The following is a 13,637-nucleotide window of genomic DNA, read 5'->3' as shown; positions in this document are numbered from 1 at the left end:
GATCACCCCCCGGCGAAGGGCGGCAGCACCTCGACCGTCGCTCCGTCGCCGAGGATCACCTCCTCATGTGCCCGTTTGCCCACCGGAGAGCCGTCGACCAGGAACGACGAACGGCTGACCACGCGGGCCAGTTCGGCACGATTTTGTGTGATTTTGGTCATGAGTTCACCAAGTGTGGCCGCGTCGAACGGCTCCTCGGCGACTCCGGCCGCCTCTTTCGCAGCGGCCCAATAACGTACCTTTCCCGTGGCCATGGCCACCTCACATTCTTCCAGACTCCATTGTGCGACCGCGTTAACATCGGCGTTCCACGGTTTGCGCTGTTCATCTGGTGGACGCGCAATGGACGCGAACGTCGCGTGAGATATCCTCGCCTACAGGACCTGGGCGACGAAGCCCCCGGGTCCTTGCGTGTTTGAGGAGGCCGATATGAGCAACCTGCTCCTGCTGACCAACGCCCTTGAGCCGTCGGCCGAGGTGCTACCGGCCCTGGGGTTGCTGCTCCACTCGGTCCGCGTCTCGCCCGCCGAGGCGTCCGCGCTGATCGACACACCGCCCGCCGACGCCGTTCTGGTCGATGCCCGAAAGGAGTTGGTGCAGGCCAAAAGCCTGTGCCGGCTGATCCGTACGACGGGCATCGACTGCCCGCTGCTGGTGGTCGTCACCGAGGGCGGGCTGGCGGCCATGACCGCCGAGTGGGGCGTCGACGACGTGCTGCTGGAGAGCGCGGGGCCGGCCGAGGTGGAGGCGCGGCTGCGGATGGCCGTCGGCCGTACGACTCAGGCCGAGGATGTTCCGGACGAGATCCGTAGTGGCGATCTGTCCATTGATGAGGCGACATATACGGCGCGGCTGCGGGGGCGGGTGCTCGATCTGACGTTCAAGGAGTTCGAGCTGCTGAAATACCTCGCGCAGCATCCGGGCCGCGTGTTCACCCGCGCCCAGCTGCTGCAGGAGGTGTGGGGTTACGACTACTTCGGGGGCACCCGGACCGTCGACGTGCACGTCCGGCGGCTGCGCGCGAAGCTGGGCACCGAGTACGAGTCGCTGATCGGCACGGTCCGCAACGTGGGCTACCGCTTCGTCCCCGACCGCACCGACCCGGCCCACGTCTGACCGTTCATATCCCGCACATCGCGACCTGCTCGGAGCGGCGCACAGTTGACATGTGACGCCCTCAAGGTTCCACTGATGTGACAGGACGGCCCTCGGCCGTCGTGTCGCTGTCATGTCGTGTGGGCTGTTTCGGTCGTGGACACCGCCGTCCCGAGAGGGGTGGTGTCGGGGTGGGGATCTTCCGGTCGCTGGTCGAAGAAGGCGCGCGGCCCCGAATTTTTCGGCGCAACGAGAGCATTTGTTCTGCGTTTCGGCCGAGCAACCGGGTATTTGTGATCGATTATGGCTATGCGCGGGAGTATTTAGCGGGCGGCGAGCGCGACGGCATTCACGATCTGCGGGCCGGCGGCGATCTCGTTGGGGAATTGGCGTTCTGGAGTCCTGGCGAACGGGTTCGGATCGACGCGCTGACCGAGGTACGCGCCTGGTCCATCGACGTACGGACATTGCGCGAGCACGCCGCGGCCAATACGGCGGTGGCCATGGCGCTGGTGCGGGAACTGTTCGCCAGGGACGTCGCCGCTCGCCGGCATGAGGCGCTGGCCCGCGCGCCCGTCGCCGCGCGACTGGCCGTCTGGTTGCTGCACCTGGACGAGCGCTACGGGCTCGCGGGCGAGTCGGCGCCGCCCCTGTCCATGGAGACGCTGGCCGATCTGGTGGGCAGCGCGCCCGATGTGGTGCAGCGGCAGCTCACCCGGTGGGTACGGCAGGGGTGGCTGGTCCGGCCCGGCTATCGGCGGCTGCGGATCGCCGACGCGGCGGCGTTGCGGGGCGTCGCCGGGGCCTGGGAGCACTTGTCCGCTCCCTGGGAGGGGCGGGTCACACCGTTCCTGACCCGGCCGGGCGCGCCGGCCGAGCCGCTGCCCGCCGGGGAGGTGCCCCGGCCCGCTCAGCTGCCCGCCGACGTGTCCGACTTCACCGGGCGGCAGCAGAGCCTCGATCTGCTCACCTCATGGTTGGACCGGCCGCGCCGCCCGAACACGATGGTCGTACAGGGGCTTCCCGGTGTGGGGAAGACGGCTCTCGTGACGCGCTGGGCGCACCAGCAGGCGGCCCGGTTCCCCGACGGGCAGATCGTGATCGACCTGCGCGGGCAGTCCCCCAGCCAGCCACCCATGACCCCGGCCGAGGCGCTTGGGCAGATCCTGCGCTCGCTCGGCATCGGCGAGCACATGCCCGCCGCCGACGAGGCCGAGTTGATGCTGCTCTATCGCAGCCGGCTGGCCGGGCGGAAGCTGCTGCTCATCCTGGACAACGCCGCCGACCCGGCCCAGGTGCGGGCGCTGCTGCCCGGCAGCAAGGACTGCGTGGTGCTGGTGACCAGCAGGACCAGGATGGCGCCGCTGCGCGCGACCGGGCACGCCGACCTGATGGACCTGTCCGTCCTCGATCCGGGCAACGCCGTCGCGCTGCTGGTCGCGGTGCTCGGCGAGGAGTCGCCACGGGCCGCCGACCGCGACGCGCTGGCCGAGCTGGCCAGGGTCTGTTCGTACCATCCGTTCGCGCTGCGCATCTCGGCGGCCAAGCTCGCCGAGGACCCCGGGCTGAGCGTCGAATCGCGCGTACACGAGCTGCGCGGTCCGGACCAGCGGCAGCCGCTGTCCGGCGATCCGGAGGACGCCTTCCGTTCCGCGCTCGACCTGGCCTACGAGTCGCTGTCTCCGCCGCAGCGGCGCGCGTTCCGGCACGTCGGGCTGCTGCCCGGCCGGGACTTCACGCCCGAGGTGCTGGCCGCCGCCCTGGGCGGCTCCGTCAGTGAGGCGGTGATCGCGGTCGAGGGGCTGCACCGGGCGTACCTGGTGGAGCCGATGGCCGAGACGCGCTATCGCGTGCACGACCTGGTCAAGCGGCTGGCCAGGGAGCTGGGCCGGCACGCGGAGGCGGGCGTGCGCGAGGCCAGGGTCCGGCTGCTCGACCACTACCTGGGCATGGCGACCGATCCGGCCACGCCGCGCGCGTGGTTCGAGGCCGAGCGCCGTTCACTGGTCTCGGTCGTACGGCTGGCGGAGGAGAGCGGCGCGCACCACGCCGCCTGGCGGCTGGCCGAGGCGGTGTTCGAGCCGTTCAGGCGGCTGCGCTACTACCAGAACGACCTGGAGATCCAGCAGATCGGGCTGGACTCGGCGGCGCGGATCGGCGACCGGCGGGCGATCGCGCTGATGCGCAGCCATCTCGGCTCGATCTACCGCGACATCGGCCCCTCCACCCGGGCCGCCCGCCACATCGGCGAGGCGCTGTCCGACTTCACCTCGCTCGGTGACCGCGAGGGCCGGGCCCGCGCCCTGAACGACCTGGCCGAGGTACACGGCATCGCCGGCAACAGCGGCGACGCGCTCACGTGCGCGGGCGAGGCCCTGGAGCTCTACCAGGAGATCGGCGACCTGGCCGGGGTCGCCGACTGCCTGCACTCCCTGTCGCGCCTGCACCTGTCCCAGGAGCGGCACGAGCTCGCGCTGCACCACGCCGGGCAGGCGCTGGAGGTACGCGAACAGCTCGGCGACCTGCACGGCACCGCGCAGAGCCTGATCATCCTGGCCCGCGTACAGCACCACCTGGGCGAGCCGAACGCGGCCCTGTCGGAGGGGCTGGAGGCGCTGGCGATCTGCCACGACCTGGGCGACGAGCACAGCGAGGCCGAGACGCTGCTCTGCCTGGCCGAGATCTACGACTCGCTCCGGCTGCCGGACGACGCGCAGCGGGACGCCGAGCGGGCTCTGGCCGGGTACACGGCCACCGGCGACCAGCACGGTTGCGGCCGGGCGTTGTGCACGCTGGGGCGCATCGCGCGCAACGGCTCCCGTTACGACGAGGCCCTCGAACACTACGAGCAGGCGCTGGCCGTACAACGAGAGCTCCACCACGAGCAGGGGCGGGCGGAGACGCTCGGCGACATCGGGCTGGTGCACTGGCGGCTGGCCGACTACCTGCGCGCCGACGACTACCTCAACCAGGCCCTCGCGATCAGCCGGGAGATCCACGACCTGCCGGTCGAGGCCCGGATGCTCAACCGGCTGGCGCGGGTACGGCGCCGCCAGGGGTTGCCGCAGGTGGCGTTCGTGCACGCGCTGGAGGCGCTGGACCTGGTCCAGGGCATGGGCAACCGCCGGGCCGAGGCGGACGTCCAGGAGACGCTGGCCTACACGTACCTGTCGCTGGACCGGCACCAGGACGCGCTGCGCGCCGCCAAGGCGTCGCTGGCGATCAGGGAGGAACTGCGCGACAACAAGGCCAGCTCGCTGCTGTCGATCGCGCAGGCCATGCACGTCGCGGGCAAGACGGCCGCCGCGCTCGGGTACGCCAGGGAGACGGTCGAGCTGCAGAACGAGAGCGGCACCCGGGACCGCTGGGCGGCGGCGCTCACCACGCTGGCCATGATCCTGCTGGACCTGGACCGGCCGGTGGAGGCGCTGACGTTCGCGTCGCAGGCCAGGGACGTGCATCTCGTCTCCGGCACCCGGCGCGACCTGGGCTGCGCGTTGCGGGCCATCGGCCTGATCGCCCACCGGGTCGGGGACCGTGCGGAAGCCGTGGCCCACCTTAGGGAGGCGGTACGCATCCTGGAAGAGGTGGGCGACGTCTTCGAACTCAAGAAGGCCACCGCAGAACTCCGCCAAATGTCGTAAATTTCGCGACCTGAGGTCGCAGATCTTGACCGGCTCCCTGCCGTTAGCTGGTGCTACCAGCTACTCCAACGGAGGTGAACCGGATGCTCAGAAACCAGCCGCGTCGAGACCTGCGCTGGCTCAGTCGGGACCTGCACTGGCTCAAGCGACAAGGACGTAAAGACCGGCGGATCACGCTCTCCGTGCTCGCCGGAGTGCTCGCCGCCTGGATCCGCCAACTCTCCCCCACCGACCCGATGCCCGGGTCGGGCCCCCTGCTGGCCATCTCCCTGGGGCTGGTGACCGCGTCGGGGGCGGCCTGGCTGGTGGCGGCGGGCTTCCTCGCCATCACGGCTCGGCCGCGGCGGGAGCCGGCCGAGGTGCTGCGGTGGGTGTCGCATATCGCGCGGGCCAAGGAGTGGGCGTTCTGCTCGCTCAGCGCTTATGTGGCGTGGCACCTGCTGCAGTTCGTCACCGCGCTGTTGGTGAGGTAACCGCCGGGGGTCCTGGGCCGCGCGGTCTTGGGCCGCGTGGTCCTTGCGCGGCAGTGGGGGGCTGTGCGTTGGTGAGGGCGGGGGGGCGTCGACGCGGCGCGGGGGGGCGCGCTGACGCCCCCTCAGAGCGCGGCCGACTCCAGCGTGTCGAGCCGCACTCCGGTCCCAGTGTGGACGGCCTGGACGATCTCGGCCGTGGTGAGCTCCGCGAGGCCGATCGGCAGGTCGGCCCGCTCATCACACCACCCGACGATCGCCCCGGCCGTCCTCACCGACACGGGCTCGGCGAAGTGGACGAGGCTGACGTACCAGCGATCACGCACCCGGCCACGCTCGAAGTCGCGCACCCCACGAGCGGCCAGCCCGTGCGCGAACCGCTTCTGGAGGGTGACCAGCGCGTCGTCGACCGGATAACCGCAGGCGAGCACCCCACCCGCGTGGGGACTCACGCCCCGCAGCACCACCCGGACCGGCGGCAACCCCTCGACCGCCTCCCGCAGAGCGTCGGCCCAGGCAAGCCGTAGCGGATCGTCCACGGGGATGACCGACCGGTAATGCTCCAGGGACCGCAGCGTGACGTGCAGGCAGTCCGCGCCGTGCGCCCAGTGCCCGGGTCCGGCGACCGTACCCGCCTCACGGGCCAGCTCCACCAGCCGATCGAGCACCGTACCGGCGGGCCGCAGGACCGCGGCGGCTCCCCAGCGAGCGCCACCCTCCACCATCGGCCGGTCGTGGACGGCGCGCCCTGACAGGAGAGCGTCGCGTCCGGCGGCAAAGAAGGCAGCGAAGTCGGACATCCGGGCAGTATGCCAGGATCCCTGGTATCTAGTGATCTGTGGATGTATGGCATGGTGCGGTGGCTCCAGCTGCACGCCGTACACGACTGGGACAGCGTGGTGTGCCTGCCCGAGCCGCCATAGCGGGAGCGGCGGCGGCCGTGTTCACGGAGACGGGCGAGCCGTTCGAGGCCGCGACGATCGACGAGACGGACCGCTTCCTGGAGGCGTACGCGGAAGGGCTCGGCTGGGGGACGGAGGAGCACGAGGTCGCCTGGGCGGCGGGGTTGTGGGTGCGGGCGTTCAACGCCAAGAAGGCCTCTGTGACGGCGGACGGGGCGCGAGTCCTGGACCGGTTGACGCACGAGGCGAGGCCCCGGCTACGGCGCGCGGGCGCCTGATCAGAGGGGCGGCTATCAGGACTGCCGTCAGCCGCGGCCACCGGGGTCGGGCAGCAGGTGCGGAGCCTCCGTCTTGACCGCCCCCAGCAGCTGATCCTTCGACGGGTTCACCATCGTCTTTCCGGCCACTGTCACGGTCGGCACGGTCTCATTCCCGTTCGCCACCGAGCGGACGAACGCCGCCGCCTCAGGGTCTCGCCAGATGTTCACCTCGGTGTGCCGCAACCGGGTGAAGCGCAGACGCATACGCAGCCTCATGCAGTACTTGCAGCCGGGCCGCCAGTAGACGACCACGCCCGTTCGATCCGCCAGCGCGTGCGATGTCGCCCGATCTCGGCGGGGCAGGTTCGCGATGATCATCCACGCCGCATAGAGGACGAGAAAGGAGATCGCGATCACAGAGAGCGCACTGGAGATCACGGAGGACATATGGGAAGTATCTCAAGCGAGTCCGACGATGACAGTGGCGGGCGGGACGCTGACAGAGATCTGGCAGTACGGACCGGCATGGTCGCACCATGACCGAGAAGACGAACGTACTCATCGTCGGCGGCGGCCCGACCGGGCTCACTCTCGCCGTGGATCTGGCCAGGCGCGGAGTTAACTGCCGCATCGTGGAGCAGGCGCCGGAGCCCTTGGGCGGCTCCAAGGGCAAGGGGCTGCAGCCCCGCACACAGGAGGTCTTCGATGATCTGGGGGTGATCGACCGGGTTCTGGCGGCTACGACGCTCTATCCGCCGCTTCGGGGGAGGATCGGCAGGGTGCCGGTGTACCAGGGCCGCATGCACAAGCTCGTCACCCCCACCGACGCGGTGCCGTACCCCATGGTGATGATGCACCCGCAGTGGCGTACCGAGGTGGTGCTGCGCGAGCGGCTCACCGAGCTGGGCGGAAAGGTGGAGCAGGGCACCGGGTTGACCGGTTTCGAGCAGGACGCGCGCGGAGTGACGGCCAGGCTGAGCACGGGGGCGACCCTGCGGGCGGACTACCTGGTCGCGGCGGACGGCGGCAAGAGCTTCGTACGCAAGGCGCTCGGCATCGGTTTCGCCGGGGAGACCCGCGAGGAGGAGCGGATGGCCCTCGGCGACGTACGGGTCGAGGGGCTCGGCCGGGACCACATCCATGTCTGGTACCGGCCGGGCAAGGGAATGGTGGTGCTCTTCCCGATGGCCGGCACCGACACCTTCCAGATGCTCGCCCCGCTGAAGCCGGGCGTGGTGCCGGACCAGACGCTCGCCGGCTTCCAGCGGATCTTCGGGGAACGGTCGATGCTGGGCGGGGTTCGGATCACCGAGCTGCTGTGGTCGTCCCTGTACCGGGTGAACATCCGCCTGGCCGACAGCTACCGGACCGGCCGGGTCTTCCTCGCCGGGGACGCCGCCCACGTGCACTCGCCCGCCGGCGGGCAGGGGCTCAACACCGGCGTACAGGACGCCTACAACCTGGGCTGGAAGCTCGCCCGGGTGCTGGCCGGGGCGCCGGAGGCGCTGCTCGACACGTACGAGGAGGAGCGGCGGCCCGTCGCCGCCCGCGTACTCGGCCTCAGCACCGACCTGCTCGACAAGAAGACCCACAAACGCGACGAGGAGACCCACCAGCTGATGGTGAGCTATCGGGGCGGCTCGCTGGCCCGGCGGGGCGGGGACCGCGTGCCGGATGGTCGGGTGCGGCCGGCCGACGGGTCTCAGGTCCGGATGTTCGACCTGTTGCGGGGGACGCACTTCACGCTGCTGTCGCCTGATCCGGCGCCGCGCGTGGTCGGCGGGCCGGAGGTGCGGGCGTACGAGCTGGCTGAGCCGTATGGCGCCGAGCGCCACACGCTGATCCGGCCGGATGGATATGTCGGGATCTCGACCTCGTCAGCGGAGGAGCTCGCCGTCTATCTGGCCATGGTGTGACTCAGCCTTGTCGTGATCAGCGCGACGAGGCGCTTGGCAGCCGGCTGGCCCAGCAGGATGCCGGAGAGCACCAGGACCAGCCCGCAGACCTGTTGCGCGGTGAGCGTCTCGCCGGCGAGCACGGTGCCGAGCAGTACGCCGGTTACCGGGTTGAGCAGCCCGATCAGGCCCACCGTCGCGGCGCTCAGGTGCCGCAGCCCCGCGAACCAGGCGGCGAACGCCAGCGCGGTCGCGACGACCGTGACATAGCCGAAGCCGAGCAGCGCCGGGCCGTCCAGGGACGGCGGCGCGCCCTCCACGGCGACGGCGACGGGTAGCACGGCGATCCCGCCGGCGATGAGCTGCCAGGAGGTCAGCGAGAAGACGTCGACCCCCGCGCTCCACCGTTTGGCCAGCACATAACCGGCCGACGACATGACCATGGCCAGGACGGAGGCCAGCACGCCGGAGGCGTCGACCGAAGCCGTACCGTCGAGCAGCAGCAGGCAGACGCCCGCGATCCCGATCCCGGCCCCGGTCACGTGCGCCACCCTCGGGCGCTCGGCCAGCGCCGCCCAGGCGAACAGCATCATCATCACCGGGGAGGTCGCCATGATCGTCGATGCCATGCTCGTCGGCAGCTTCTGGGCGGCCAGGTAGACCAGCGCGAAGAACGCTCCCATGTTGAGCGTGCCGAGCACCAGCGAACGCCACCACCACGCTCCCCGGGGGAGCTTCCGAGCGAGAAGCAGGAGGAGTAACCCGGCCGGCAGGGCCCGGATCACCGCCCCGTACAGCGGATGATCGGGCGGCAGGAACCGGTGGGTGACCAGATACGTGGAGCCCCAGGCGATCGGCGCGAGCGCGGTCACAGCCGCCCACCGAAAAGTACCTTCCATGGAAGCAAATATAGCTTCTGTGGAAGCTATATTGGAATCGTGACGAACGACTTCGACCACGTCGCCCGCATCCAGCAAGCGTGGGCCCGTGAGCGGCCCGACCTGGACGTGAGCCCACTGGGCGTGATCGGACGACTGCACCGCCTCGCCGGTCACCTGACCGAGCGGCTGTGCGTGGTCTACCGCCAATACGGGCTGGGCGAGGGAGACTTCGACGTACTCGCCGCCCTCCGGCGCGCCGGGGCGCCCTACGAACGCGCGCCCGGCGAGCTGGCCGCGCACACCATGGTCACCACGGGCGCCATGACCAAGCGCATCGACCGGCTCGAACGCGCCGGCCTGGTCACCCGCCAGCGCAGCGCGAGCGACGGGCGCGGCCGGGTCGTCGCGCTCACCCGAGCCGGCCGGCAACTGTTCGACCAGGCGTTCACCGAGCACGTGGCGAACGAGCGCCGTCTGCTCGATGGCCTGACGCCCGAGCAGGCCGCCCAACTGGAGTCACTGCTCACCACCTGGCTCGCCTGCTTCGAGACGCCGCGGTCCGCGAAGCTCGATGATCAGACCTGAGGCGACAGCACTCTGATAGCTGAGCGGCGATCCGTCGAGGACGAGAAACCCGGTCAGAGGCCGAAGGCGCCGCCTTGGATGAGGATGAGCAGGCCGATCCCGGTCAGGACGATGGGCAGGAGAATGTGCCCCCATCGGCTGAGAGCCTTGGCGATGACGGGTCGGGTGGCGAAGAACCTGCCCGCCAGGCACCAGACGGCGACCAGGACGAGGAAGACGACGGCATAGACGCTCATGCCGCCGATGCCGGCGGTGGCGAAGACAGGGACGTAGACGCCGATGTTGTCGCCGCCGTTGGCGAAGGTGACCGCGGCGACCTCCAACGCCTTGGGTCCACCCGTCGCGGCCTGCTCGTTGTCGGTGTCCTCGCCGTTGACGTGGTCGCGCCACGCCTGCCAGCCGGCCTTGAGACCCAAGGCCAGCGGTAGCAGGCCGAGGTACGGGATGACGGGCTCGGGCAGGAAGGTAGCGCCGAAAGCGGCGGCGATGGCGACGACGAGGATGGCGGCGAACCCAAGATATTGCCCCAGAATGATCCGCGAAGTGGTGCCGCGGTGCCCGGCCCCCTGGGCGAAGAACAGCGCCAGGATCACGATGTCGTCGATGTTGGTGACGGCGAACAGGCCGGCGGCTTGCCCGATGATGCCGACGTTCACGAGGGGCGTGGTTCCTCTCCAGGAGGCGGCAGTACCTGAGGAACGTATCGGGCGTGCCGATAACGCTGGTAGTCCCCGCAGCGTCTACCGTGAAGCCCGCGAGTATGCCGCGCCGCCGGGAGTCCTCACGTGATCCAATCCAGCAAGGTCCTCTACATCATCGTGTGCGCCGCAGGAGCCGCCGCCGACGTCGGCCGCCTGGTCACCGACGCCCAGGACGAGGGCTGGACGGTCCAGATAGTCGCCACCCCGTCTGCCCTGGACTTCATCGACGTTCCCGAACTGGAGCGGCAGACCGGCCGCCCCGTCCGCAGCCAGTACCGCAAGCCGCACGAGCCAAAACCCCCCAGAGCCGACGCGATCATCGTTGCTCCCGCGACCTACAACACCATCAACAAGTTCGCCCAGGGCATCGCCGACACCTACGCTCTCGGCCTCCTCGCCGAGGCGCCCGGCCTGGGCATTCCCGTCGTCGTCCTGCCCTTCGTCAGCAGCGCTTTAGCATCCCGCGAGCCCTTTCTCCGAAGCGTAGAAAGCCTGCGCGCCGAAGGCGTTCCCGTCCTCCTCGGCCCTGGCCAATTCGAGCCACCTCCCGCTGAAACCGGAGGGGAGAATCTGGACACTTATCCCTGGGCATTGGCGCTCAAGGAGATCGGGCGGCACCATCCCCGCAAATGATGTGGAGGCTGTCCACCACGGCGGCGTCACCCGAAAGATGTAGTCCGATCTCCTCAACGCGCAGGAAGCCTCCGACCTGGCTCCGCGGCGACGGCGCGGAGCCGCGCTGACGCTGTGCCCGGCGGCGGCGACCGCTGGGGCGTCACTATGTAACCTGCCAATGATCAGCCAGGAAACCTCTTCCAGGCGCGTCGCCCCGCTGAGCGAGATGCCGTCCTGGCTAGAACAGGACCCTCATTACGCAATACGGGGGTTCGTTGGTGAGACGTCAGACGAGAGAGGCGGCAGGGGATCGCCGCAGGCCACCCTCTGACAGACGAGATCGGCCAGTGCGGCCGTCCCGGATCTGGATGTTGGCGGCGGGGGTTGTCGTCGCAGCGGGGTTGGCGGTGCCCATGGCCGAATCCGCGCCGGCGACCGCCGGCCCACGACTGACCCAGTCCGCGGCGGCGGCCACAGAGCCACAACTGACCAAGTCCGCGGATCCACAGCTTCAGGACTTCCTCTACGTGGCCAACAGCGGTTCGGACAACGTCTCGCTGGTCGACACGTTCTACAAGACCGTCACGCCCGTCGGTGTCGGCAGAGCTCCCAGCCAGGTGGCGATCAACCTGGCCGGTACCCGCCTCTACGTCACCAACAGCACCTCGGCCAACGTGTCGGTGGTGGACACCGAGACCAAGGCCGTCACCACGATCGACGTCGGTCGTTTGCCGACCGGTGTGGCGGTCAACCCGGACGGCACCCGCGTTTACGTCGCCAACAGCGGCTCGGACAACGTGTCAGTGATCGACACCACCGCCACCCCGCCCTCTGTCACCACGATCGCCGTCGGTCGTTTTCCGACCGGTGTGGCGATCAACCCGGACGGCACCCGCGTTTACGTCACCAACTACGGGTCGAGCAACGTGTCGGTCATTGATACCGCCACCAACAATGTCACCACCATAGGCGTCAAGCCCTGGCCCAAGAGCGTGGCCGTTACGCCCGGCGGCACCCGCGCCTACGTGACGCACTATGGGGCGGCCAACCCCAATCTCGTGTCGGTGATCGACACCACCACCAGCAAGGTCACTGACACCATCCGCGCCGGCGACCATCCGATCGCGGTGGCGATCAACCCTGCGGGCACCTTCGCCTACGTCGCCAACCACTTCTCGGGCACCGTTTCGGTAATCGACACCGCCACCAACAAGGAGACCACCACCATCCAGGTCGGGCAGTCACCGAGTGGTGTGGCGATCAACACCGCGGGCACGCGCGCCTTCGTCACCAACAACCGGTCGGACACTGTGTCAGTGATCAACACCGCCACCAAAGAGCAGGCCACCACCATCAACGTCGGTCGGTCTCCGGTCGGTGTGGCCGTTCTCGACAGACCTGTGGACCGGAGCGCCATCGTCTCCCTCGGTGACAGCTACATCTCCGGCGAGGCCGGCCGCTGGAAGGGCAATGCTGTCCCGGCGAGCAACCGGGGTGACCGCTGGGGGACCGACCGCGCGGCCTACAACTGCAGTGCGAACGGTTTGCGGTGCGGTCACGACGGCCGGCGCGTCTACGGTGAGTCCTTCGACAACGGCTGCAACCGCTCGGACTCGGCCGAGATCCAGAGCGCGGCCATCAACGTCCTGCGCCGGATCAACCTCGCCTGCTCCGGTGCCAGAACCGTCAACGTGATCGGGGCCGACGCGGGCGGAAAATCCTTCAAGGGCGAGTCTCCCCAGGCCGACCAGCTCCGCCAGGCCGCCAAGCGGTACAAGGTCGAGTTGGTGGTCCTGTCCATCGGCGGCAACGACCTCGGCTTCGCCTCCGTCCTTGAGAAATGCGTCAAGAGATGGCAGAAGCAGCATGGGATCGAGCACTGCCACGTGGACCAGGAGCCCGTCTTCCGTGACGGCCTGGCAAAGACGAAGCCCAAGGTCGAGCAGGCCGTCCAGGAAATCAAGCGGGCCATGACCGATGCCCACTACGCCGATGGCTCCTACCGGCTCGTCCTGCAGTCCTACCCGTCTCCCGTTCCGCTGGGCGACCAGAACCGCTACCACGAGTTCAGCGACTCGCGCTTCAACGTGGGCGGCTGCCCGATGTTCAATGACGACTCCGACTGGGCTCGTAACACCGTCATTCCCGCGATCTCCGACATGCTCAAGGACGTCGCCCGCACCCAGAACGTGGAATTCCTCGACCTGCGCAACCTGTTCGACGGCCACGAGGTCTGTGCCAAGCGCGCGCAGCAAGCCACCGCCGCCAACTCTCTTGAGAACCCGCTACCCGGCGACATCAGTGAGTGGACCCGTTTCCTTGTCGTCCTGGAATCCCAGGGCCAGAGTCAGGAATCAATTCACCCCAATTACTACGGCCAGCGGGCCCTCGGCACCTGCCTGACCAAACTTCGGGACCACTCGGGAACCGAGAAGGACCACGTCTGCACCGGCACCCCCGGCCGCGCCCCGGAGGAGGTGAGCCTCACCAGTAGCAACTGGTGAGCCGGGCGGGCGGTGTCCCTTGCCAGGCCCGCGAGCGCCTCCCCGCTGTCGCCCGGCCCGAAGGCGGCGCCGGGGGACAGGCGCG

General features: G+C 69.3%; 13 protein-coding genes. 8 read left to right on the top strand and 5 right to left on the bottom strand.

All coding sequences use genetic code 11. From position 1 onward, the window contains the following. Positions 1 to 2: 2 nt before the first annotated feature. Positions 3 to 254, bottom strand: coding sequence for a MoaD/ThiS family protein (locus AB0L53_RS53880; protein ID WP_357958303.1), 252 nt, complete (start codon positions 252 to 254; stop codon positions 3 to 5). A gap of 175 nt (positions 255 to 429) precedes the next feature. On the opposite strand from AB0L53_RS53880, the gene AB0L53_RS53875 reads away from it, so the two are divergent. The 3 genes from AB0L53_RS53875 to AB0L53_RS53865 all read left to right on the top strand — a co-directional run bounded on the left by AB0L53_RS53875 (position 430) and on the right by AB0L53_RS53865 (position 5,212). Further along, the gene (locus tag AB0L53_RS53875; protein ID WP_357958170.1) at positions 430 to 1,116 is read left to right on the top strand and encodes a response regulator transcription factor; all 687 of its coding nucleotides are present in this window, start codon (positions 430 to 432) and stop codon (positions 1,114 to 1,116) included. A gap of 272 nt (positions 1,117 to 1,388) precedes the next feature. Beyond that, a complete protein-coding gene (locus AB0L53_RS53870; RefSeq protein ID WP_364013115.1) occupies positions 1,389 to 4,739 on the top strand; it encodes a tetratricopeptide repeat protein in 3,351 nt (1,116 codons plus the stop codon). Positions 4,740 to 4,822: 83 nt separating this feature from the next. Then, entirely contained in the window at positions 4,823 to 5,212 is a 390-nt protein-coding gene (locus AB0L53_RS53865; RefSeq protein WP_364013112.1) for a hypothetical protein, read from the top strand. 122 nt (positions 5,213 to 5,334) lie between these two features. Here the strand turns inward: AB0L53_RS53865 and AB0L53_RS53860 are convergent, their stop codons facing one another. Beyond that, positions 5,335 to 6,009, bottom strand: a complete 675-nt coding sequence (locus AB0L53_RS53860; protein WP_364013109.1) for a hypothetical protein — start codon at positions 6,007 to 6,009, stop codon at positions 5,335 to 5,337. 101 nt (positions 6,010 to 6,110) lie between these two features. Here AB0L53_RS53860 and AB0L53_RS53855 point away from each other — a divergent pair, with 101 nt between their 5' ends. After that, entirely contained in the window at positions 6,111 to 6,389 is a 279-nt protein-coding gene (locus AB0L53_RS53855; protein WP_364013106.1) for a hypothetical protein, read from the top strand. A gap of 27 nt (positions 6,390 to 6,416) precedes the next feature. On the opposite strand, the gene AB0L53_RS53850 is transcribed toward AB0L53_RS53855, so the two are convergent. Beyond that, a complete protein-coding gene (locus AB0L53_RS53850) occupies positions 6,417 to 6,818 on the bottom strand; it encodes a glutaredoxin domain-containing protein (RefSeq protein ID WP_364013103.1) in 402 nt (133 codons plus the stop codon). Between the two features lie 89 nt (positions 6,819 to 6,907). Between AB0L53_RS53850 and AB0L53_RS53845 the strand changes: the two genes are divergently transcribed. Continuing rightward, positions 6,908 to 8,287: an FAD-dependent monooxygenase gene (locus tag AB0L53_RS53845; RefSeq protein ID WP_364013100.1), complete on the top strand. Its 1,380-nt coding sequence runs from the start codon at positions 6,908 to 6,910 to the stop codon at positions 8,285 to 8,287. Here the strand turns inward: AB0L53_RS53845 and AB0L53_RS53840 are convergent. Beyond that, a complete protein-coding gene (locus AB0L53_RS53840) occupies positions 8,269 to 9,165 on the bottom strand; it encodes a DMT family transporter (protein WP_364013097.1) in 897 nt (298 codons plus the stop codon). The genes AB0L53_RS53845 and AB0L53_RS53840 overlap by 19 nt on opposite strands. Before the next feature lie 39 nt (positions 9,166 to 9,204). Between AB0L53_RS53840 and AB0L53_RS53835 the strand changes: the two genes are divergently transcribed. Then, positions 9,205 to 9,732, top strand: a complete 528-nt coding sequence (locus AB0L53_RS53835) for a MarR family transcriptional regulator (RefSeq protein ID WP_364013094.1) — start codon at positions 9,205 to 9,207, stop codon at positions 9,730 to 9,732. A gap of 53 nt (positions 9,733 to 9,785) precedes the next feature. Here AB0L53_RS53835 and AB0L53_RS53830 read toward each other — a convergent pair whose 3' ends face one another. After that, positions 9,786 to 10,388, bottom strand: a complete 603-nt coding sequence (locus AB0L53_RS53830; RefSeq protein WP_364013091.1) for a cadmium resistance transporter — start codon at positions 10,386 to 10,388, stop codon at positions 9,786 to 9,788. Positions 10,389 to 10,517: 129 nt separating this feature from the next. On the opposite strand from AB0L53_RS53830, the gene AB0L53_RS53825 reads away from it, so the two are divergent. Together AB0L53_RS53825 and AB0L53_RS53820 are read left to right on the top strand one after the other, a co-directional pair. Next, entirely contained in the window at positions 10,518 to 11,066 is a 549-nt protein-coding gene (locus AB0L53_RS53825) for a flavoprotein (RefSeq protein ID WP_364013088.1), read from the top strand. 395 nt (positions 11,067 to 11,461) lie between these two features. Then, entirely contained in the window at positions 11,462 to 13,552 is a 2,091-nt protein-coding gene (locus tag AB0L53_RS53820; protein WP_364013085.1) for a beta-propeller fold lactonase family protein, read from the top strand. Positions 13,553 to 13,637 lie beyond the last annotated feature (85 nt).

Source organism: Nonomuraea sp. NPDC052129, from assembly GCF_040680095.1.
In the GTDB taxonomy this organism is placed as follows: Bacteria; Actinomycetota; Actinomycetes; order Streptosporangiales; family Streptosporangiaceae; genus Nonomuraea.
The sequence above is the reverse complement of the archived record's forward strand: the minus strand, read 5'-3'. Positions and strand labels throughout refer to the sequence as shown.